We start from the raw sequence: 18,567 nt of genomic DNA on the forward strand, positions 1-18,567 counted from the left end.
CGGGCTCACCGACCGTCACCGAGCCTCACCGCGCCCCACCGGGCGCCAGCGCCGCCCACTCCACCGTCACCTCTCCCTGCCGCCACCGCCGCGCATCGGACCCCACCGGCCAGTCGGCCGACAGATCCCGTACGGCCCTGACCCACCGCTGCCGCGCGCCGAACGAGGCATACGGCGCCGCCGCCGCCCACGCCCGGTCGAAGTCCCGCAGGAACGCGTGGACCGGTTCGCCCGGGACGTTGTGATGGATCAGCGCCTTCGGCAGCCGCTCCGCCAGGTCGGACGGCCGGCCCAGCGAGCCGAGCCGCGTCGCGAAGGTGACCGTACGCGGCCCCTCGGGCCCGAGCGCGACCCAGACGTGCCGCCGCCCGATCTCGTCGCACGTCCCCTCCACCAGCAGCCCGTCCGGCGCCAGGCGCGCGCACAGCCGCGCCCAGACCGCGGCGACCTCGCCCTCCTCGTACTGCCGCAGCACATTGGCGGCCCGGACGAGCACCGGCCGCCGGGTTGCCGACAGCGGCGTCGCGAAGCCCGGCAGCGGTGTCCCGACGCCCGGCCGCCGGTCCGCGGGCAGCGGTATCTCGAAGCCGCCGTGCCGGAAGCGCAGCCCGTCCTCCTCGTACGGCAGCGCCGCCGCGACCCGCGCCGGGTCGATCTCGATCCCGACGACCTCGGTACGCGGCTCCGCCGCCCGCAGCCGGCGCAGCAGCTCGACGGCCGTCCAGGGCGCCGCCCCGTACCCCAGGTCCACCACCACGGGATCGGCCGAGCGCCGCAGGGCCGGCCCGTGCGCGGCGGCGATCCAGCGGTCCATGCGCCGCAGCCGGTTCTGGTGGGTGGTGCCGCGTGTGACCGTGCCCACAGGGCGGGGAACGGAGGAGGAAGGGGACGAAGGGGTCGAGCGCGCGGCCATGGAAAGGAGCGTAACGAAGGCCGGACGACCCCAGGATTCGTCCCAGGGTTCAGCGTCCCCTGGCAACGATTTGGCAAAGAGGGAAATGCAAGGACGCATTCCGCTGTTGTCCGAGGTCGGAGGGTGCCGCACGCCCTCTCTTCGTCGTGCTCCGAGCGAGAGGACCGTAGACGTGAGCCAGTCCGTCTCCCGCATCGCCGGCATGATGGCGTCCCCGCCCAGACCGCGCATTCCCGGTCAGTCGCGCAGGCCCCGGCGCATCGCCATGCTGAGCGTCCACACCTCCCCGCTGCACCAGCCGGGGACGGGCGACGCGGGCGGGATGAACGTCTACATCGTCGAGCTGGCGAAGCGCCTGGCCACCCTCGACATCGAGGTGGAGATCTTCACGCGCGCCACCACCGGCGCCCTGCCGCCCGCCGTGGAGCTGGCGCCCGGCGTGCTCGTACGGCACGTGGACGCGGGCCCCTACGAGGGCCTGGCCAAGGAGGAACTGCCCGCGCAGCTCTGCGCCTTCACCCACGGCGTGATGCAGGCCTGGGCCGGCCAGCGCCCCGGCTACTACGACCTCGTCCACTCCCACTACTGGCTGTCGGGACACGTCGGCTGGCTCGCCTCCGAACGCTGGGGCGTCCCCCTCGTCCACGCCATGCACACCATGGCCAAGGTCAAGAACGCCGCGCTCGCGGAGGGCGACACACCCGAGCCCGCGGCCCGGGTCATCGGCGAGACGCAGATCGTGCGCGCCGCCGACCGGCTGATCGCCAACACGCAGGAGGAGGCCGACGACCTCGTCCGCTTCTACGACGCGGACCCCGCGAAGGCCGCCGTCGTGCACCCCGGTGTGAATCTCGACTGTTTCTCGCCCGCCGACGGCCGCGCCGCCGCCCGCGCGCGCCTCGGGCTGCCGCAGGACGCGTTCATCCCGCTCTTCGCCGGCCGGATCCAGCCGCTCAAGGCCCCTGACGTGCTGTTGCGCGCCGTCGCCGTCCTCCTGGACCAGGACCCCTCCCTCCGTACGCGACTGGTCGTACCGGTCGTCGGGGGACCCAGCGGTACGGGCCTGGCCAAGCCGGAGGGGCTCCAGAAGCTCGCCGCGCGCCTCGGAATCGCCGATGTGGTGCGGTTCCGGCCGCCGGTCGGGCAGGAGCAGCTGGCGGACTGGTTCCGCGCGGCGTCCGTGCTGGTCATGCCCTCGTACAGCGAGTCCTTCGGCCTGGTCGCCATAGAGGCCCAGGCGGCGGGAACGCCGGTGGTGGCGGCGGCCGTGGGCGGTCTTCCGGTGGCGGTACGGGACGGGTCGACCGGCTTCCTCGTACCCGGGCACGATCCGGCGGCGTACGCGCGCGTGCTGCGCGACTTCGTGGACCACCCGCAGCTGGTGGACCGGATGGGCGCGGCGGCGACCCGGCACGCGCAGTGCTTCGGCTGGGACACGGCGGCGTCGGCGACGGCGGAGGTGTACACAGCGGCGGTGGCGAGCCACCGGCGGCGGGGGCACGCGCATCACGGCTGAGGCCCGCCGAAGCCGTCTGCGGCCTCCACGCTGACGTACATTCGCACCATGGCTGACGCACCGCGGACCCCGTCCGAGACCCACGCCTCCCAGGTCATCGAGCAGCTGCTCGGAGGCGCGGACCTGGCGTGGGAGCGCCCCGAGCCCGGGACGTACGTCGTCACCCTCCCCGGCACCCGGAAGCTCTCCACCACCTGCTCCCTGCGCGTCGGCCGGCACGCCCTCTCCGTCAACGCCTTTGTGATCCGGCACCCGGACGAGAACGACGAGGCGGTCCACCGCTGGCTGCTGGAGCGCAATCTCAAGCTGTACGGGGTGAGTTACGCGATCGACAGCCTCGGCGACATCTACCTGGCCGGGAAGATCCCGCTCGCGGCGGTCACCGAGGACGAGATCGACCGGCTGCTCGGGTCGGTCCTGGAGGCGGCGGACGGCTCGTTCAACACCCTGCTGGAGCTGGGTTTCGCGAGCGCGATCCGCAAGGAGTACGCGTGGCGGGTGTCGCGGGGGGAGTCCACGCGGAACCTGGACGCGTTCACCCATCTGACCGAGCGATAAGAGCAAGCGCCAGCAAGCGCCAGCAAGCGCCAGCAAGCGTCGGGAAGCATCGGCAAGCGTGAGCAACTGCCTTCCTGACCCTTCCCTGCCGTCACAACGCCATGTCATGCTCACAACTTCATGTGTACACCTGAACATCGTTCACGTATGTGGAGGCGGATCTCATGAAGGACGGCCAGGACGGTCAGGGTGGACGGGACGGTCGGGGTGGCCAGGCCGGTCAAGGCGCCCTCGGCAGAAGGGCGCTGCTCAGGAGCGCCGTCGTTGTCGCCGCCGGAGTGACGGCGACCGGCGCCGGCCTCGGCACCGCGGCGGCCGCTGGGCGCAGGCCGCCCACGCCCCGCACCTCCCCGCTCTGGCGGGAGTTCACCAGGTCGCCGTACACCCACCCGCAGATCCCGTACGTCGGGAAGGCCGGCCGCCGCGCCGGCGCCACCCGGCTCCCCCGCCTCCCCGTCGTGGCCGACGTGAAGAAGTACGGCGCCCGGGGCGACGGCTCCGTGGACGACGCCCCCGCGATCAACCGTGCCCTCGCCGCTGCCGGAGCGCGTGGCGGGGGCACGGTCACCATCCCGCCCGGCACGTACCGCATCGACGACGTCATCCGGATCGGCCACAGCGGCGTGGTCCTGCGCGGCGCCGGCAGCGGCCGTACGAAACTCCTCGCGACCCGGAACCTCACCGAGATCATCGGCAGGTACGGCAGCCGGTACGGCGGCGACAAGTCCAGCTGGTCGTGGGCCGGCGGCCTCATCTGGCTGTGCCCGCAGGAGCGTTGGGCCTCCCTCACCGCTGCGATCAAGGCGCAGGCGTGGCCCTTCGAGGGCTGGACCGGCAACAAGCGCGACGAGTGGCGCACCCTCACTGCCGTCGCCCCCGCCCGGCGCGGCGACCGGACGGTGACCGTCGAGGACGCGTCGGCCTTCGAACGCGGGCAGCTGGTCCTGCTCCAACTCGCCGACGACACCGACCACTCGCTCCTCCAGCACATGGCGGGCGGCGGACCGGGACCGGCGGCCTACGACTGGCCCGCGATGACCAAGCTGACGTCGTACGTGCCGTACGAGTGGCCGGTACGGATCGTCTCCGTACGGGGCCACCGGCTCACCCTGGAAAGGCCGTTGCCGCTCGACGTACGCCCCGAGTGGGACCCGAAGTTCACCACGCTCGTCACCCCGCTCACCAACTCCGGTGTGGAGGGCCTGACTTTGGAAGCCGTGGAGACCCCGCAGTCCCCGCACCTGCTCGACAAGGGGTACAACGGCGTTGCGTTCCAGTGCGCTTACGACTGCTGGGCCGACGACATCGTCGTACGCCACGTCGACAACGGCTTCGGCCTCGTCGCCGCGTCGGCGTGCACCCTGCGCCGTACGCGCGTCGCGGGGCGCGGCTCCCACCACCCGTACTTCTGCCGCGAGGGTTCGCACGACAACCTCATCGAGGACTTCGTGATCGAGCGGCGTACGGTCCCGGCGCCCGCGGGCACGCAGCTGCACGGCATCAACACCGAGGGCCTGTCGAGCTACAACGTCTGGTCGCGCGGCCTGATGGAGATGGGCACGTTCGACACGCACCGGGGGATGCCCTTCGCGAGCGTACGGACCGAGATCACGGTCGAGAACAACGGCCGGCACGGCGGCGACGCGATCGCGGGCCCGCTGTACGGGGCGCGCTTCGCGCACTGGAACGTCACCGTCACCAACGGGCGCGCGGGCCTCGTCAAGATCGACGAGATCGCTCCGTACAGCGTGACGGCGGGGATCAGCGAGGTGCGGGAGTTCGACCAGATCGACGTACCGGACTTCACGGGCGAACTGCACGCGCGGCTGGAGGCGTACGGGACGCCGGAGGAGCTGAGGCCGCGCAACCTGTACGAGGCGCAGCGGTACCTGGGGTGAGGTGACGGCCCTCAGGCGCGGGACGCGCCGGGCGGCCTGCACGCACACGCGTGACGGGCCGCCACAGGCAAGATTCTCGCATGAACGACAAAGGGGATATCTCTCCAGGTGGCGCGGGAGACACGGGCCCCGGCGGGGACTCGACCACAGGCCCCGGCGGCGACTCGACTACGGGCCCCGGCTCCGACGGTGGCACCCCCCACCAGGCGTCCCACCAGGCCCCCCGCCAAACCCTCGCCCTGGCCGCGATGCTCTTCGCCGTCTCGATGACGTTCATCGACCAGACGATCGTGGCCATCGCCGCGCCCGACATCATCCACGAACTGGGACTCACCGCCTCCGGCATGCAGTGGGTGATCAACGCCTACCTGCTCACCCTCGCCGCGTTCTTCGCCCTCGGCGGGCGGCTCGCCGACATCTTCGGCCACCGCCGGATCATGGTGATCGGCACCCTCGTCTTCGTGATCTCCTCCATCCTCTGCGGCGCCGTCCCCAAGGGGGACTTCGCGGAGGAGTGGCTGATCATCTTCCGTGCCACCCAGGGCGCGGGCGCGGCGCTGCTCTTCCCCGCCGCCCTCGCCGTGGTCATCACGGTGTTCCCGGTGGAACGGCGCGGCAGGGCCCTCGCGGTGTTCTTCGGCCTGTCGGGCGGCCTCACCGCCATCGGCCCGATCCTCGGCGGCGCGCTCACCGACTGGACGTGGCGGGCGATCTTCTGGATCAACGTCCCGGTCGCCGTGATCGCCCTCGCCCTGGCGGCGCGCGCCCACATCCCCCGTACCGGCCGCAGGGAGCCCCTCGACGTACCGGGCGCGGTGCTGGTCGCGGCCGGCATGGGCCTGAGCGTGGCGGGTCTCCAGCAGGCGGCCACGTGGGGCTGGGGTTCCGGGGCGACCTGGGGCTGCATCGTGGGCGGGCTGGCGATCCTGGTGGTGTTCTGCCTCTACCAGCCGCGGATCCCCGACCCGCTCGTGAAGCTCCAGGTCTTCAAGGACCGGGCGTTCACCGTCGACGCGGTGGTGCTGTTCTTCGCGATGATCGCGTTTGTCCCCGTCTTCTTCTTCGCTTCTGTGTACGCGCAGGTCTCGCTGAGCGCCTCACCGAACCAGGCCGGCCTCTACCTCCTCTACTTCTTCATCGGCTTCGCCCTCGCCTCCCAATGGGGCGGCCGGATCCTGGACCACCGGGGCGCGCGCCCGGCGATCAAGATCGGAACCCTTCTGGGCACGGTCGGATTCGCCTTGTGGGCAAGCAAGTTGACCGACCTCTCGATGCACGACCAGTGGCCGTACGTAGCCCTCGCCGGCGCCGGCATCGGCTTCCTGCTCTCCCCGGCCTCGACCGACGCGGTGAACCGCTCGATCGGCGCGTCGTACGGCGAGGTCACCGGCGTACTCCAGACCCTGCGCAACTACGCGGCCAGCGTGGGCCTGGCGGTGTTCGGCACGATCCTCACCCACGTGACGACGGACCGCGTGGCGGACACCCTCCAGGCGCGGGGGGTCTCGCACAACGCCGCGCACACAGCGGGTCACACCATCGCGGAATCCGTCACGGGCGCCGCAGACTCCCGCGCACCGGCGGGCACCGGCCCGGCCGCCCAGGCGGCGCGGGACGCGATCGGCGCGATCAGGCTGGACTTCGCGGAGGCGAACAGGGTGGTGTTCTACGGGATGGCGGGAGCGCTGGCGGTGGCGTTCGTGTGCGCGCAGTTCCATCCGGGGACGCGGGTGACGGGGGAGGGGGTGCCGGGATCCGGCAAGAAGGATCTCCGGACCGGGTCCGGTGGATCTTCGTGACGTACCGGCCCCACCTATGCTGAGGCGGCCCCGGCCACCTCAACTCTTCAAGGAAAGATCAGTTGACGCCGCATTCACTCGCGTTCTACATGGGCGTGATCGCGTCCGGGACGGTCCTCGGCGCCAAACCGACGGACAGTCCCGACCAGGTCACCGCGATCCTGGGTTCCGGTTTCGCCGAGAACTCCTTTGATGACCGGAGCATGTGGCGCGACTACGGAATGGTCGAGTTCTTGAGCGGCTGTTGGCCACGCGCGGCGTTCGCCTGGAGGACGTCCCGGATTCCAACGCTCCGGGCCACAGCCTGCACTGGCAGCCTGCCTCCCAGGCGTCCGTCATGGTCTGCCGGTCGCCCGAGAGGGGGCAACGGCGGCGTGGCGGTGCACATGCCGGTGACGTGTACGCCGTCTCGTCGTCGATGAGTGCCGAGCGGGTGGCCTGGTACAGGGCGCGCTACGGCGGTCGGAACGCCTGACCCATCCACCGGACAAGCCTCCGTCGGACAGGCCTCCGCGCTTCCCCAAAGAAATTCTGCAAAAATACTTTTGCAGAATGCCCGTGCCGCTCTACGCTCGCCGCATGGTCAGCGACGAGCAGCGGCGGGTCCTCGACCCCGAACAGGACGCGGCGGCCCTCAAGGCCCTCACCCACCCCCTCCGGATCAGGCTCCTCGGCCTGCTGCGGCAGGACGGTCCGGCCACCGCGAGCGAACTCGCGGTCAAGACAGGGGAGTCGTCCGCCTCCACCAGCTACCACCTGCGGGTCCTCGCGAAGTACGACTTCGTCGCGGAGGCCGCGCACCGCGACGGGCGGGAGCGGCGCTGGCGGGCGGTGCACTCCGTGACCTCGTGGAACAACAAGGCGATGACGGCGTCCCCGGACAGCCGGGCCTTCGTCAACTTCTCCCGCAGGCGCCAGATCGAGCACCTGGAGGTCTCCGTCGACCGGCACGAGGCGGACATCGCGGAGGGGCGGCTGGGTGAGGAGTGGCTGGAGCCGTCGGGCCTGGTCGACCTGATGCCTCGTCTGACGCCCGAATCGGCAGGGGAGTTGTGGGCGGTGTTCCACCGCACGCTGGACGAGCTGGCCGCCCGCGACGAGGGGGACCCGCGCGCCGAACAGGTCGTCCTGGTGATGGCGGCGCTGCCGCTGGCGGCGAAGGGGGAGGGGGAAGCGCGGTGACGGCGCCCCGTACACCCGCGCCCTCCCCGCCCCACATACCCGTCCCACCCCACACCGCCCGCCGCCGCTTCGTCACCGTCTCGGTGCTCTACTGGCTGCCGGTGGGCCTGACCATCGCCCCGCTGATCCTTCTTTTCACCGAGCGCGGCATGGCCCTCACCGCCATCGCCGGCTTCTTCGCCGCGCACTCGCTCACCGCCGCCGCCCTCGAACTGCCCACCGGCGGACTGTCCGATGTCATCGGCCGCCGTACGGTCCTGGCCGCCGCCGGCCTGCTGGGCCTGGCCGCCTTCACCCTGCAAGGGCTGGGCACCACCGCCTGGGTGCTCGCGCTCGGCATGGCGCTGATGGGCGCGGGCCGCGCGTTGTCGAGCGGACCGGCCGAGGCCTGGTACGTCGACACCGTCCAGGCGCACTCGGGTCCCGAGGCGGAACTCCGTACCGGCCTCGCCCGCGCCGGTACGGCGACCTCCGCCGCGCTCGCCGCCGGCACCCTCCTCGGCGGCGGCCTGCCGTGGCTGCTCGGCCTGGGCCCCGGCCTGGGCCCCGGCCCGGGCCCTGACCTCGGGGCGAGGCTGAGCGAGGCCACCTCGGGCCTCGTACTCCCGCTCTCCGTACCGCCGTTGCTGGCCGCCGTCCTGGAGATCGTCTTTGTGGTGTACGTCCTGACGGCCCTGCCGGAACCCCCCCGGCCACGCGCCACCCTGCGCGCCGTCCTGCGCGGCATACCCGTCACGGTCGTGGACGGGCTGCGGCTGGGCGGCAGGGACTCCGTGGTCCGGCGGATCCTCCTGAGCGCGGGGGCGGCGGGCGCCGCGCTGGCCGTACTCGAACTGCTCACCCCCGGCCGGGCCGCCGGCCTCACCGGCGCGGCGGAGTCGGGTGCGGTGGTCTTCGCGGGCCTGGCCTGCGCCGGCTTCGTCTGCTCGGCCCTGGGCAACCACCTCGCCCCGCTCGCGGCCCGCGCGGCGGGCGGCGGCGAACGCGCGGTCCTGCTGAGCCTCGGATCCGGCGCGGCGGGACTGCTCCTGCTGGGGGCCACGGCGACGGGCGCGGGCCCGGTGGCGCTGGTGGGCGGGGCGACGGGTTTCGGCCTGGTCTACCTGGGACTGGGCGCGGCGGGCCCGAACGAGAACGACCTGCTGCACCGCCGCGTCACGGGCACGGGCCGCGCCACCGCGTTGTCGGTCCAGTCGCTGGCGCTCCAACTGGTGGCGGCGCTGACGGGTTTGGTGATCAGCGCGCTGCCGAGGGGTCCGGCGGCGTGGTTGGTGGGGGGAGGCGTGCTGCTGGGAGGGGGACTGCTGTGGGCGGGCGGTTCGAGCCGGGCACCGAACAGGCGGAAGGTCGCAGAAGCAGCGAAGTGAGCCGAGGTACCCGAAAGGCCCGACACCCGGTGGATCCGCCACCGGGCGCCGGGCCTTTCGGGCCTTTCGACCGCCGGGCGGGGGAGCGCTCGGCGGGGGAGGGCGGTCGGTCAGCTGTGGGAGACCGTCAGCCCGTAGAAGGCGACACGGGCACCCTTCGTGGTGCTGTCGGAGGACGACTGGTTGTACGAGCCGGCCTTGAAGTACTGCTTGTACGGCTTGAAGGACGACGGGATCGGGTAGTGCGTCGTGCTGCCGTTGACCGTCAGGTCGATCGTGTTGCCGCCGGAGACGGCGATCGAGTACGTCCAGGTCTTGCCGATCGACACGTGGCCCACGGTGTGGGGGGTCTGGCCGCCGTCCGGGGAGTTCTCGATACCGGCGACGATGTCGCCGCTCGACCGGTAGTACAGCTCGACGAGCGGCTTGGTGGACGTACCGCCTGACCCGAGGTGGATCTGCCCGACGGCGACGTTCGAGGTGACCGACACGACGCGCAGGGTCGCGCTCAGCTTGTGGCTGCCGCTGAGGGACCAGTCGGCGGCGCTGCCGTTGGAGTTCATCTCACGCAGCTCGGAGCGGGCGTAGTTGGAGTTGGGCGTGGTGACGCCCTTCTCCGGAGCCCAGAACGTCATCGCGCCGTCGCGGGTGTCGGTGTAGAAGTACGAGTCCTGGTAGCCGTTGGCGCCCTGGAGACGGGACGACGAGATGGTGGTCGGCGAACCGGGCGAACCCACCGGCTCCTGGAGCTGCCACACCGACAGGTTGAAGTTGCCACCGGGCGCGACGGCCGGGTTGGCGGCGCTGGCGCTGCCACTGCCCAGGATGCTGAGCGTGGCGGCGATACCGCCGGCGGTGGCCAGCGCGAGGAGTCGGGAACGTAGCTTCATGTGGGGATCGATCCTTCAGCACTCGGAGTGGTGGGGGGTGAAGGCGTCGCGGTAGGTGGTAGATCAGGTCTAGTCCAATGCGCGACCAGATGTAAATAACACGACCCAGTTGGTCGGTCAATGGTCTTGTGGAGGTAAAGAGTTCATCACTGCAGGTGGGGGACGCGGGCCCGACAGGAAGCAAAACCGAATCATGGGAGAGGGCGAAGGCCGGGGCTGAGAGCTACTCCGGCGGGAGGCAGCCGAGTTGAGATGGCTGGGGGCGGATGCGGGTGGGGGTGCCGGTGGGGGTGCGGGTTTGGGTTCGGCTTCGGGTGAGTGATTGGGTGCGGGTTCGGGCCGAGGGGTAGTCGGGGGCGCCCGGCATTTGATGTGGCGGGTGGGGCCGCCCCTTGTTGTTGATTGTCGCGGGGCCGGGGTGGGCGTCAAGGGCGCTCCTGCGGAGCGTCGGCTTCGCCGATTCCACTGCGTTCCACCCTTGACGCCCACCCCGGCCCCGCTGGGGAAGGCTGGGGGGGCGGCCCGGGGGGAGGGGTCCCCGGAGGGCACGTCTGTGCCTGGTGTTTCGTCGCGGTCCGCGCGTCTCGGCGGGGTGTTGCGCACGACTTGAATGGGGCGGTGGCGAGCCGTCTCGGCGGCTGACGACCGTCTGTTGGCCGACGCACAAGCACCGTGTCTGAGATCCGAGGTCGGCTGCGGGGTGGGGCAACGGCCCATTCGCCATCAAGGGGCAGCCGCCTACTCCAGCCACACTCCGTCGCGCATGACGACTCTCCCGCGCAGTTCCGGCTCGCCACGCCAAGCGCGCACGGTCCTCGGGACGACACGTACGTACAGAAAGGAATCCTTCTCCGCGCGCGGATCCCACACGAACTTGCCAGCGAACGCTTCTGCCGCGCTCGCGGGTATCTCGTGGTCGGGGAAGCACTCGGCCTCGCCCTGGAGGAGTACGACATCGAAGGTGTCAGCCAGCGCAAGACGCACGCGCGGCTCTGTGCGGATGTTCCGAGCAGTTGCGGAGGTGGCGCTAGTGCACATCCACACCGCTCGCCCATCCCACAGGAACCACAACGGCACCTGGTGCGGCCCGTGATCAGGGTGAGCTGTCGACACCCAAACATCCCGCTCGGCAACGAGCCGCGCCAGAGTGTCGCGCACCCGCTCCGCTGTCTGACGACGAACGATTCCCGAGGTTTCCATGAGAACGGACGCTAGCCAGCAGGCGCGAACCGCGCCTGAGCCGAAGGACCTACTTCCCCCGACCGAGCCGAAGCATCTTGCATCCTGTGCTGCGTTAAGCGGCTCTTAGAGCACACACCCCCCGAAACTACGATGGGCGGTGGTTGGCCGCCGAGACTGCCTACCATCCCACCCCGGCAAGCAATTCGCCCCATTTGCCCTGGCTTTGAGGCCTCCCGAGGGCCCCCACCCGGTCTTGTGTCCTGTGTTGCGTTAACGGGCTCTCAGAGCACACCAACCACCGAAACGGGCCAGACCAACCGCCTCGCCCCACCGCCTTTGCCCCACCACCCACTCACCACAGACACGGTGCTTGTGCACCGGCAAACAGACGGTCGTCAGTCGCCGAGACGGCTCGTCACCGCCCCATTCAAGTGGTGCGGAAACCCCCGCCGAGAGCCGAGGTCCGCGACGAAACCCCAACCGCATCTGGGGGTTGTCGGGGACCTTCCCCCGGGCCGCCCCCCTCTGCCTTCACTTGCGGGTCCGGGCCGGGGGTCAAGGGTTAAGCGCAGCGCAATCGGCGCAGCCGACGCTCCGCAGGAGCGCCCTTGACGCCCGGATCGGACCCGCGACACTCAACCGCAAGGGGCGGCCCCACCCGCCTTGTTCATGCCGGGTGCCCCCGACTACCCCTCGGTCCGAACCCGCGCTGGAAGACCTACTCCACCTCCCCGAAGAACGCCGCAATGTCCCCCGCCAGCAGTTCCGGTTCCTCGTGCGCCGGGAAATGGCCGCCTCGCGGCAGGTGCGTATACCGGGTCAGGTGGTATTTGCGTTCCACGAACGCGCGTGGTGCGACCACGCCCAGGTCCGCCGGGAACAGCGCCAGTGCCGTCGGCACTTCCACCCGCTCCAGCTTGGGGACCATGCCCTGGCCTCGCTCGTAGTACGGCGTGAACGACGTCGAGATCGTGTTCGTGAACCAGTACAGCGACGCCTGCGTCAGCAGGTAGTCGTCGCTGAAGCGAGTGGACAGGTCCCCGCCGCAGTCGCTCCAGGCCCGGTACTTCTCCAGCATCCACGCGAGCAGGCCCGAAGGTGAGTCGCTCAGGCCCTGGGCCAGGGTGAGCGGGCGAGTCCGCTGCTGGTGGGCGAATGCGCCCTCCGCCTGGCCCCAGGCGCCGAAGGCGGTCAGGTACGCGCGCTCCTCGTCCGTCAGCTCCTCGCCCGGGTCGGGTGGTGTGGTCACCACGTCCAGGAGGTGGATGCCGACCACCGACTCGGGGTGCGCCTGGGCCAGCAGGGCCGTGATCCCCGCGCCGAGATCGCCACCGTGTGCGCCGTACCGTTCAAAGCCCAGTTCGTCGTGCATGAGCCGGTGCCACAGTTCGTGCGTCTGGGGCGGCGGGTCCAGGCTCGGGAACTTGGGGGAGAAGGTGAACCCAGGTATCGACGGCACGATCACCGTGAACGCGTCCTGCGGGTCACCGCCGTACCGCGACGGTGTCGAGAGCCGTCGCGCCAGGTCGACCAGCTCGTAGAACGTGCTCGGCCAGCCATTGGTCAGGACCAGCGGCAGCGCTCCCTCCCGCTCCGCGTCGAAGCGCAGGTAGTGCACGCGCGTGCCGTCCACATCGGCGAACCGCGACGGCAGCGCGTTGATGGCGGCCTCGTATCGGCGCCAGTCGTAGCCCGACGCCCAGTAGTCGACCAGCCGCCTCAGCTCCCCCGCGTCGGTGCCCGCCTGCCAGCCGGCGACCGGCCACGGCCTCGCCCACCTCGTCGCGCGCAGACGGGCTCGCAGGTCGGCGAGGTCGGCGTCCGACACCTTCAGCAGGGGATCGGCATCTGTTCTTGGGGTCTTCTGTGAGTTCGACACCCTTAAAAGCTATAGCTGGTGTCGATGGCCGTCAACACCGGCTTTCCGTTACAGTAGTGTCGTGGATGATGTCGTCGTAGATCTGGGTGTGGTCGAACAGTTCCTCAACACGCTCGACCGGAGGACCTTCAGCTGGCACGGGGAGAAATTTGTCCCCAGCGACGCTCTGACCTCGGTCGACGCTCTGTCCGCGTGGCTGGAGGCCCGCGGCCTGGCCACCGCCGGGCAGGAACTCCGCCCGTCCGACCTCACCGCCGCCGTCACCCTGCGTGATGCTCTGCGAGAGACGATCACCGACGGCAGCAACGGCGACGGCGACGGCAACGGCAGCAACGGCGACGGTGACGGCGGCGACGGTACGGCGGTCGCCCAGGCCCTCGCCGCCTTCCCCCTCCGCCTGGCCCCCGACCCGTCCACCGGCCGGCTGCGCATCGCCGCCGCCAGCGGCGTGGCCGGGCTCGACGCCATCGTCGAGACGGTGGCGTCGAGTGTGGCCGGGGGCGGCTGGAGCCGTATGAAACTGTGCTCCTCGGCGGACTGCCGCCGGGCCTTCTACGACACCTCACGCAACGGCGGCGGTCGCTGGTGCACGATGAAGGCGTGCGGCAACCGGAACAAGACCCGCGCCTACCGCAGCCGCCAAGCGGGCTGAAACCCGTCCACCCGGGCGCCGCCCGCCCTCAGCCTCAGTCCGCCGTGGCCCGCGCCGGATCATCCAGCGGCGTGCTCACCCGCAGCCACCGGTAGCCGTACGGTTCCAGCTCGACCCTGACCTTCCCGTCCTCCTCGCCCACCGTGACGTCGTCCTCCCCGAGCAGATCGGTGAGGAGTGTCCCGGCCGCCAGGCGCGATGCCTCGGTCACCACCTTCACCCGGCGGTCAGCGAAGTTGTGCAGGGCCAGGACCGCCCCGTCCCCGGTGGTGGAGAGATGTGCCAGTACCGCGTCGTCACCCGCCGCGAGTATCTCGTGGGCGCCCCAGGCCAGTTCGGGGCTCTCGCGGTAGCACTCCACCAGCCGCCGCACGCAGGCCAGTTGGGAGCCGGAGTCCTGGCGCTGGTCGTGCACATTGACCTTCGCCGGCCCGAACTCCCCCTCCACCAGCGGGTTGGGGTAGTCGGCCGGTTCCGCCGTGGAGAAGCCGGCCTTGTCGTCCGCCGTCCACTGCATGGGGGTACGGACCGCCTGCCGGCCCTCGGCGGCGAGGTTCTCGCCCATGCCGATCTCCTCACCGTAGAAGAGGACCGGCGTGCCGGGGAGGCTGAAGAGCAGGCTGTACGCCAACTCCGTACGGCGGCGGTCGCCGTCGACCATCGGCGGGAGCCTGCGGCGCAGACCCCGGTCGTACAGCTGCATGTCCTTCTCGGGTCCAAACGCGGCGAAGACTTCCGCCCGTTCGTCGTCCGAGAGCTTGTCGAGGGTCAGTTCGTCGTGGTTGCGGACGAACGTCGCCCAGTGGGCGTCCCTCGGAGGCTCGGGCCGGTCCCGCAGTGCTCGCGCCAGCGGGGTCGCGTCGCCGCGCGCCATCGACAGGTACATCTGCTGCATGCCGATGAAGTCGAAGCACATGGTGAGTTCGTCGCCGCGCGAGGTGCCCGGCTCACCGAAGAAGCGCGCGGTGTCCTCGTACGGCAGGTTCACCTCGCCCAGCAGGATCGACTCACCGTCCCGGCGGCCGAGGAAGGCCCGCAGGTCGGCGAGGTACTCGTGCGGGTCGGGCAGTTCGTCGGGCTGTCCGTCGGTCTCCAGCAGGAACGGCACGGCGTCCACCCGGAAGCCGGACAGGCCGAGTTGGGTCCAGAAGCCCATGATGCGGGCGATCTCGTCCCGTACCTCCGGGTTGGCGACGTTGAGGTCCGGCTGCTGCTTGTAGAAGCGGTGCATGTAGTACTGCTCGGTGCCCTCGTCGTACTCCCAGACGCTCGTCTCGGCGTCCGGGAAGACGACATCGTGCGGGCCGTCCTCGGGGGGCTCGTCGCGCCAGACGTACCAGTCGCGGTAAGCGGAGTCACGGCTCGACCGGGCGTCCTCGAACCAAGGGTGGTGCTCCGAGGTGTGGTTGACGACCAGGTCGGCGATGACGCGGATGCCACGGTCGCGCGCGGTACGGACGAACTCGGTGAAGTCCCCGAGTGTGCCGAGCCTCGGGTCCACGCCGTAGAAGTCGGTGATGTCGTAACCGTCGTCGCGCTCGCGCGTCGGATAGAACGGCATCAGCCAGACGCAGGTCACCCCGAGCCGGTCCAAGTGGTCGATGCGCTGGGTGAGTCCGGCGAAGTCGCCGCAGCCGTCGCCGTCGCTGTCCTGGTACGTCTCGACGTCCAGGCAGTAGACGACCGCGTCCTTCCACCACAGGTCGGAGGTACGGGTGAGCCTCATCGCGAAGCCTCCTTCAGGGCGGTCCCGGTGGCGGGCGGGTTCGTCTCCGCGACCGCCGGCGGCGGCTCCGTCACATCCAGCCTCGGCAGCACCTTCGCGCCGAACGCGTCGATGAACGCCTCCTGTTCCTGGCCGACGTGGTGCAGCATCACCGCGTCGAATCCGAGGTCGGCGTACTCCTGGAGCCAGGCGGCGTGTTGGCCGAGGTCCGCGGAGACCCGTACCGAACGGGCCACCTGTTCGTCGCTCACGTGCTCGCTGACGACGTCGAACAGCTCAGCGGTGTCCAGGTCCCAACTGGCGGGCGGGCCATGCACGTTCGTACGCCACTGGTCGTGGGCGAGCGCGCGGGCCTCGTCGTCGGACGGGGCCCAGCTCAGGTGCGCCTGGAGGTACAGCGGTCCGGCTCCCCCGGCCGAGCGGTACGCGTCGGCGATCCGCCGCAGCTGTTCGTGCGGGGCGTTCACGGTGATCAGGCCGTCGGCCCAGTCCGCGCACCAGGCGGCGGTGGCCTCGCTGCACGCCGCGCCGAACAGCGGCGGGACGCTCTCGGGGCGGGTCCACAGCTTGGCCCGGTCCACGGTCACCAGCCCGTCGTGGCTCACCTCCTCGCCGCGCAGCAGCGCCCGGATGATGTCGACGCACTCGCGCAGCCGCGCGTTGCGCAGGTCCTTGCGGGGCCAACGGTCCCCGGTGATGTGCTCGTTGGAGGCTTCGCCGCTGCCCAGCGCGGCCCAGAACCGGCCGGGGAACATCGCGCCGAGACTGCCGATGGCCTGGGCGATGACAGCGGGGTGGTAGCGCTGGCCGGGGGCGTTGACGACGCCGAACGGTACGCGTCCGGTGGCCTGGAGGGCCGCGCCCAACCACGACCAGGCGAAGCCGGATTCGCCCTGCCGGGCGCTCCAGGGGGAGAAGTGGTCCGAGCACATGGCGGCGGTGAAACCCGCCTCCTCCGCGTGCACCACTGCGGTCAACAGGTCGCCGGGAGGCACCTGTTCGTGCGAGGCGTGAAATCCGTAAACGGTCATACGACGCGGGTACCCGCGTCCCGGAGAGTAGTCGAGTGGCAGCGCGGTGAGTTTCCGCCGCGCGTCCTCGTCACTGCCCGAAGTCCGCCCGACGTACGCTGCGGCGCGCTTGATTCGATCCGGGTGTCAGGCCGCCATCCGGTCGGTGAGGGCGCGGCGGCGCAGGGTCGCGGTTTCCAGGGCCGGGGGTACGTACGCCTGGTCCAGTGCTCCGACATCCGTGCCCGGCGGGACGATGGCGTCGATCCGGTCCAGGATGTCGTCGGTGAGGGTGACGTCCAGGCCGGCGAGCAGATCGTCCAGGTGGGCCGTCGTCCGGGGGCCGATGATGGCGCTGGTGACGCCGGGGTGGGCGATGGCGAACGCCGTGGCCAGGTGGGTCAGCGGCATGCCCGCTTCCTCGGCCACGGGAATGAGCTGCTCCACGACGTCGATGCGGCGCTCGTCGGTGAGGTGCTTGAAGAGGCCCGCGCGGCGCAGGCCGTTCTCCTCGTTCTTGCGCACGCGGCCGGTGAGCAGCCCCTGGGCGAGCGGCCCCCACACCAGCGCGCCCATGCCGTACCGCTGCACCACGGGCAGCACCTCGCGCTCGATACCGCGGTTGAGGAGGGAGTAGGCCGGCTGCTCGGTGCGGAAGCGCTCCAGGTTCCGGCGTTCCGCCACCCACTGCGCCTCGACGATGCCGGAGGCCGGGGTGTTGGAGGAACCGATGGCGCGTACCTTTCCGCTGCGGATCAGGTCCGTGAGCGCGGAGAGGGTCTCCTCGACGTCGGTCGTGGGGTCGACACGGTGGATCTGGTAGAGGTCGATGTAGTCGGTCCGGAGCCGGCGCAGCGAGTTCTCGACCGCGGTGGTGATCCAACGCCGCGATGTGCCCTGCTGGTTGGGGTCCTGGCCCATCGGGCGGCTCACCTTGGTGGTCAGTACGACGTGGTCGCGTCGGCCCTTGAGCGCCTTGCCGACCACTTCCTCGGAGTCGCCGTACGCGTCGGCGGTGTCGACGAAGTTGATGCCCGCGTCCAGCGCCTTGTGGATGACGCGGATCGAGTCCTCGTGGTCGGCGTTGCCGATGGCCGAGGCGAACATCAGGGTGCCGAGGGCGTACGGGCTGACCTTGATGCCGGTGCGGCCCAGCGTGCGGTACTGCATGGGGACCCTCCTGGGTCGTGGAGGAGCACCGGCGGGTGTCCGGCGCCGGGTGCCCTGCCATCTGTACGCTGTACTCTGTAGCTAAACGGAAAGCCTTTCCAGAACGGAACTATACGGAAAGGCTTTCCGGTTATGCAACCGGAGGGACCGAGGACTGTGAGCGAGAAGGCCGTACCCGAGAAGGCCGCACGGGAGAGGGCTGCACGCGAGAGGGCCGCACGGGAGAGGGCCGCACGGGAGAGGGCCGTACCCGAGAACCCCGCGCCGCCCCGCCGCATCCGCGCCGACGCGCAGCGCAACGTGGACGCCCTGCTCAACGCCGCGAGGACCGTCTTCGACACGTCCGGCGTCGACGCGCCCGCCAAGGAGATCGGCGACCTGGCCGGCGTCGGCGTCGGGACCCTCTACCGGCACTTCCCGCTGCGTTCGGACCTGGTCAAGGCGGTGGTGGAGACCGGCATCGACGCCTGCGCGGCGGCGGGGCCGCAGCTCAGCGCCGTACACGAGCCGTGGGAGGCGCTTACGGAGTGGCTGCGCCGGTTCACCGAGTTCCTGGGTACGAAGCGAGGGCTGGCCCCGGCCCTCCACTCGGGCGACCCCGCCTACGCGGCCCTGCCCGGCTACTTCCTGGAGAAGGTCGGCCCCGCTCTCGCGGCCCTGCTGGACGCGGCGTCGGCGGCCGGAGTCGTACGGGACGACGTCAGCGCTCTCGACCTGATCCACGCCATCGCCAACCTGTGCGTTCCCGTGCCCGGTCAGGGGCCCGAGTACAACCAACGCATGGTCGCGGTCCTCGTCGACGGGCTGCGCACGCCTTAGCAGGGC

The 18,567-nt window shown here is 70.8% G+C and carries 15 protein-coding genes; 8 read left to right on the plus strand and 7 right to left on the minus strand.

Features of this window, described 5'->3' with window-relative positions; all coding sequences use genetic code 11:
- Positions 1 to 25: 25 nt before the first annotated feature.
- Complete coding sequence (locus tag OG349_RS20135) at positions 26 to 913, minus strand: class I SAM-dependent methyltransferase (RefSeq protein WP_327235924.1); 888 nt, start codon at positions 911 to 913, stop codon at positions 26 to 28.
- Positions 914 to 1,085: 172 nt separating this feature from the next.
- On the opposite strand from OG349_RS20135, the gene mshA reads away from it, so the two are divergent.
- The 6 genes from mshA to OG349_RS20165 all read left to right on the plus strand — a co-directional run bounded on the left by mshA (position 1,086) and on the right by OG349_RS20165 (position 9,233).
- Positions 1,086 to 2,429 (plus strand): D-inositol-3-phosphate glycosyltransferase, encoded by a 1,344-nt coding sequence (mshA, locus tag OG349_RS20140; protein ID WP_327235925.1) that lies wholly within the window; start codon positions 1,086 to 1,088, stop codon positions 2,427 to 2,429.
- Positions 2,430 to 2,477: 48 nt separating this feature from the next.
- On the plus strand, positions 2,478 to 2,987 hold the full coding sequence (locus OG349_RS20145) for a YbjN domain-containing protein (RefSeq protein WP_327235926.1): 510 nt from the start codon (positions 2,478 to 2,480) through the stop codon (positions 2,985 to 2,987).
- A 164-nt stretch (positions 2,988 to 3,151) separates the two neighbouring features.
- A complete protein-coding gene (locus OG349_RS20150) occupies positions 3,152 to 4,885 on the plus strand; it encodes a glycosyl hydrolase family 28-related protein (protein ID WP_327235927.1) in 1,734 nt (577 codons plus the stop codon).
- An 80-nt stretch (positions 4,886 to 4,965) separates the two neighbouring features.
- Entirely contained in the window at positions 4,966 to 6,684 is a 1,719-nt protein-coding gene (locus OG349_RS20155) for an MFS transporter (protein WP_327235928.1), read from the plus strand.
- 579 nt (positions 6,685 to 7,263) lie between these two features.
- Positions 7,264 to 7,866: an ArsR/SmtB family transcription factor gene (locus tag OG349_RS20160; RefSeq protein ID WP_327235929.1), complete on the plus strand. Its 603-nt coding sequence runs from the start codon at positions 7,264 to 7,266 to the stop codon at positions 7,864 to 7,866.
- Positions 7,863 to 9,233: an MFS transporter gene (locus OG349_RS20165; protein ID WP_327235930.1), complete on the plus strand. Its 1,371-nt coding sequence runs from the start codon at positions 7,863 to 7,865 to the stop codon at positions 9,231 to 9,233. Before OG349_RS20160 ends, OG349_RS20165 begins: the two co-directional genes overlap by 4 nt.
- 110 nt (positions 9,234 to 9,343) lie before the next feature.
- Here OG349_RS20165 and OG349_RS20170 read toward each other — a convergent pair whose 3' ends face one another.
- The 3 genes from OG349_RS20170 to OG349_RS20180 form a co-directional block, all read right to left on the minus strand.
- Positions 9,344 to 10,123, minus strand: a complete 780-nt coding sequence (locus tag OG349_RS20170; protein WP_327235931.1) for a polysaccharide lyase family 7 protein — start codon at positions 10,121 to 10,123, stop codon at positions 9,344 to 9,346.
- 738 nt (positions 10,124 to 10,861) lie between these two features.
- A complete protein-coding gene (locus tag OG349_RS20175) occupies positions 10,862 to 11,323 on the minus strand; it encodes a pyridoxamine 5'-phosphate oxidase family protein (RefSeq protein ID WP_327235932.1) in 462 nt (153 codons plus the stop codon).
- Positions 11,324 to 12,023: 700 nt separating this feature from the next.
- Positions 12,024 to 13,184: an epoxide hydrolase family protein gene (locus tag OG349_RS20180; RefSeq protein ID WP_327235933.1), complete on the minus strand. Its 1,161-nt coding sequence runs from the start codon at positions 13,182 to 13,184 to the stop codon at positions 12,024 to 12,026.
- Positions 13,185 to 13,245: 61 nt separating this feature from the next.
- Between OG349_RS20180 and OG349_RS20185 the strand changes: the two genes are divergently transcribed.
- Positions 13,246 to 13,836, plus strand: coding sequence for a CGNR zinc finger domain-containing protein (locus OG349_RS20185; protein WP_327235934.1), 591 nt, complete (start codon positions 13,246 to 13,248; stop codon positions 13,834 to 13,836).
- 34 nt (positions 13,837 to 13,870) lie between these two features.
- On the opposite strand, the gene OG349_RS20190 is transcribed toward OG349_RS20185, so the two are convergent.
- The 3 genes from OG349_RS20190 to OG349_RS20200 form a co-directional block, all read right to left on the minus strand.
- Positions 13,871 to 15,562: an alpha-amylase family protein gene (locus OG349_RS20190; RefSeq protein ID WP_327235935.1), complete on the minus strand. Its 1,692-nt coding sequence runs from the start codon at positions 15,560 to 15,562 to the stop codon at positions 13,871 to 13,873.
- Positions 15,559 to 16,593 (minus strand): TIGR03885 family FMN-dependent LLM class oxidoreductase, encoded by a 1,035-nt coding sequence (locus OG349_RS20195; RefSeq protein ID WP_327235936.1) that lies wholly within the window; start codon positions 16,591 to 16,593, stop codon positions 15,559 to 15,561. Before OG349_RS20195 ends, OG349_RS20190 begins: the two co-directional genes overlap by 4 nt.
- 126 nt (positions 16,594 to 16,719) lie before the next feature.
- Positions 16,720 to 17,742, minus strand: a complete 1,023-nt coding sequence (locus OG349_RS20200) for an aldo/keto reductase (RefSeq protein WP_327235937.1) — start codon at positions 17,740 to 17,742, stop codon at positions 16,720 to 16,722.
- Between the two features lie 276 nt (positions 17,743 to 18,018).
- Here OG349_RS20200 and OG349_RS20205 point away from each other — a divergent pair, with 276 nt between their 5' ends.
- Entirely contained in the window at positions 18,019 to 18,561 is a 543-nt protein-coding gene (locus OG349_RS20205) for a TetR/AcrR family transcriptional regulator (RefSeq protein ID WP_327238637.1), read from the plus strand.
- The last annotated feature ends 6 nt before the right edge of the window (positions 18,562 to 18,567 follow it).

Origin of the sequence: Streptomyces sp. NBC_01317 (assembly GCF_035961655.1) — a bacterium.
Taxonomy (GTDB): domain Bacteria; phylum Actinomycetota; class Actinomycetes; order Streptomycetales; family Streptomycetaceae; genus Streptomyces.

What these genes read in the sequence shown, in the direction of transcription:
- OG349_RS20135 (WP_327235924.1), bottom strand. Translation starts at nt 913, where the DNA reads ATGGCCGCGCGCTCGACCCCTTCGTCCCCTTCCTCCTCCGTTCCCCGC.
- OG349_RS20145 (WP_327235926.1), top strand. Translation starts at nt 2,478, where the DNA reads ATGGCTGACGCACCGCGGACCCCGTCCGAGACCCACGCCTCCCAGGTC.
- OG349_RS20150 (WP_327235927.1), top strand. Translation starts at nt 3,152, where the DNA reads ATGAAGGACGGCCAGGACGGTCAGGGTGGACGGGACGGTCGGGGTGGC.
- OG349_RS20155 (WP_327235928.1), top strand. Translation starts at nt 4,966, where the DNA reads ATGAACGACAAAGGGGATATCTCTCCAGGTGGCGCGGGAGACACGGGC.
- OG349_RS20160 (WP_327235929.1), top strand. Translation starts at nt 7,264, where the DNA reads ATGGTCAGCGACGAGCAGCGGCGGGTCCTCGACCCCGAACAGGACGCG.
- OG349_RS20170 (WP_327235931.1), bottom strand. Translation starts at nt 10,123, where the DNA reads ATGAAGCTACGTTCCCGACTCCTCGCGCTGGCCACCGCCGGCGGTATC.
- OG349_RS20175 (WP_327235932.1), bottom strand. Translation starts at nt 11,323, where the DNA reads ATGGAAACCTCGGGAATCGTTCGTCGTCAGACAGCGGAGCGGGTGCGC.
- OG349_RS20190 (WP_327235935.1), bottom strand. Translation starts at nt 15,562, where the DNA reads ATGAGGCTCACCCGTACCTCCGACCTGTGGTGGAAGGACGCGGTCGTC.
- OG349_RS20195 (WP_327235936.1), bottom strand. Translation starts at nt 16,593, where the DNA reads ATGACCGTTTACGGATTTCACGCCTCGCACGAACAGGTGCCTCCCGGC.
- OG349_RS20200 (WP_327235937.1), bottom strand. Translation starts at nt 17,742, where the DNA reads ATGCAGTACCGCACGCTGGGCCGCACCGGCATCAAGGTCAGCCCGTAC.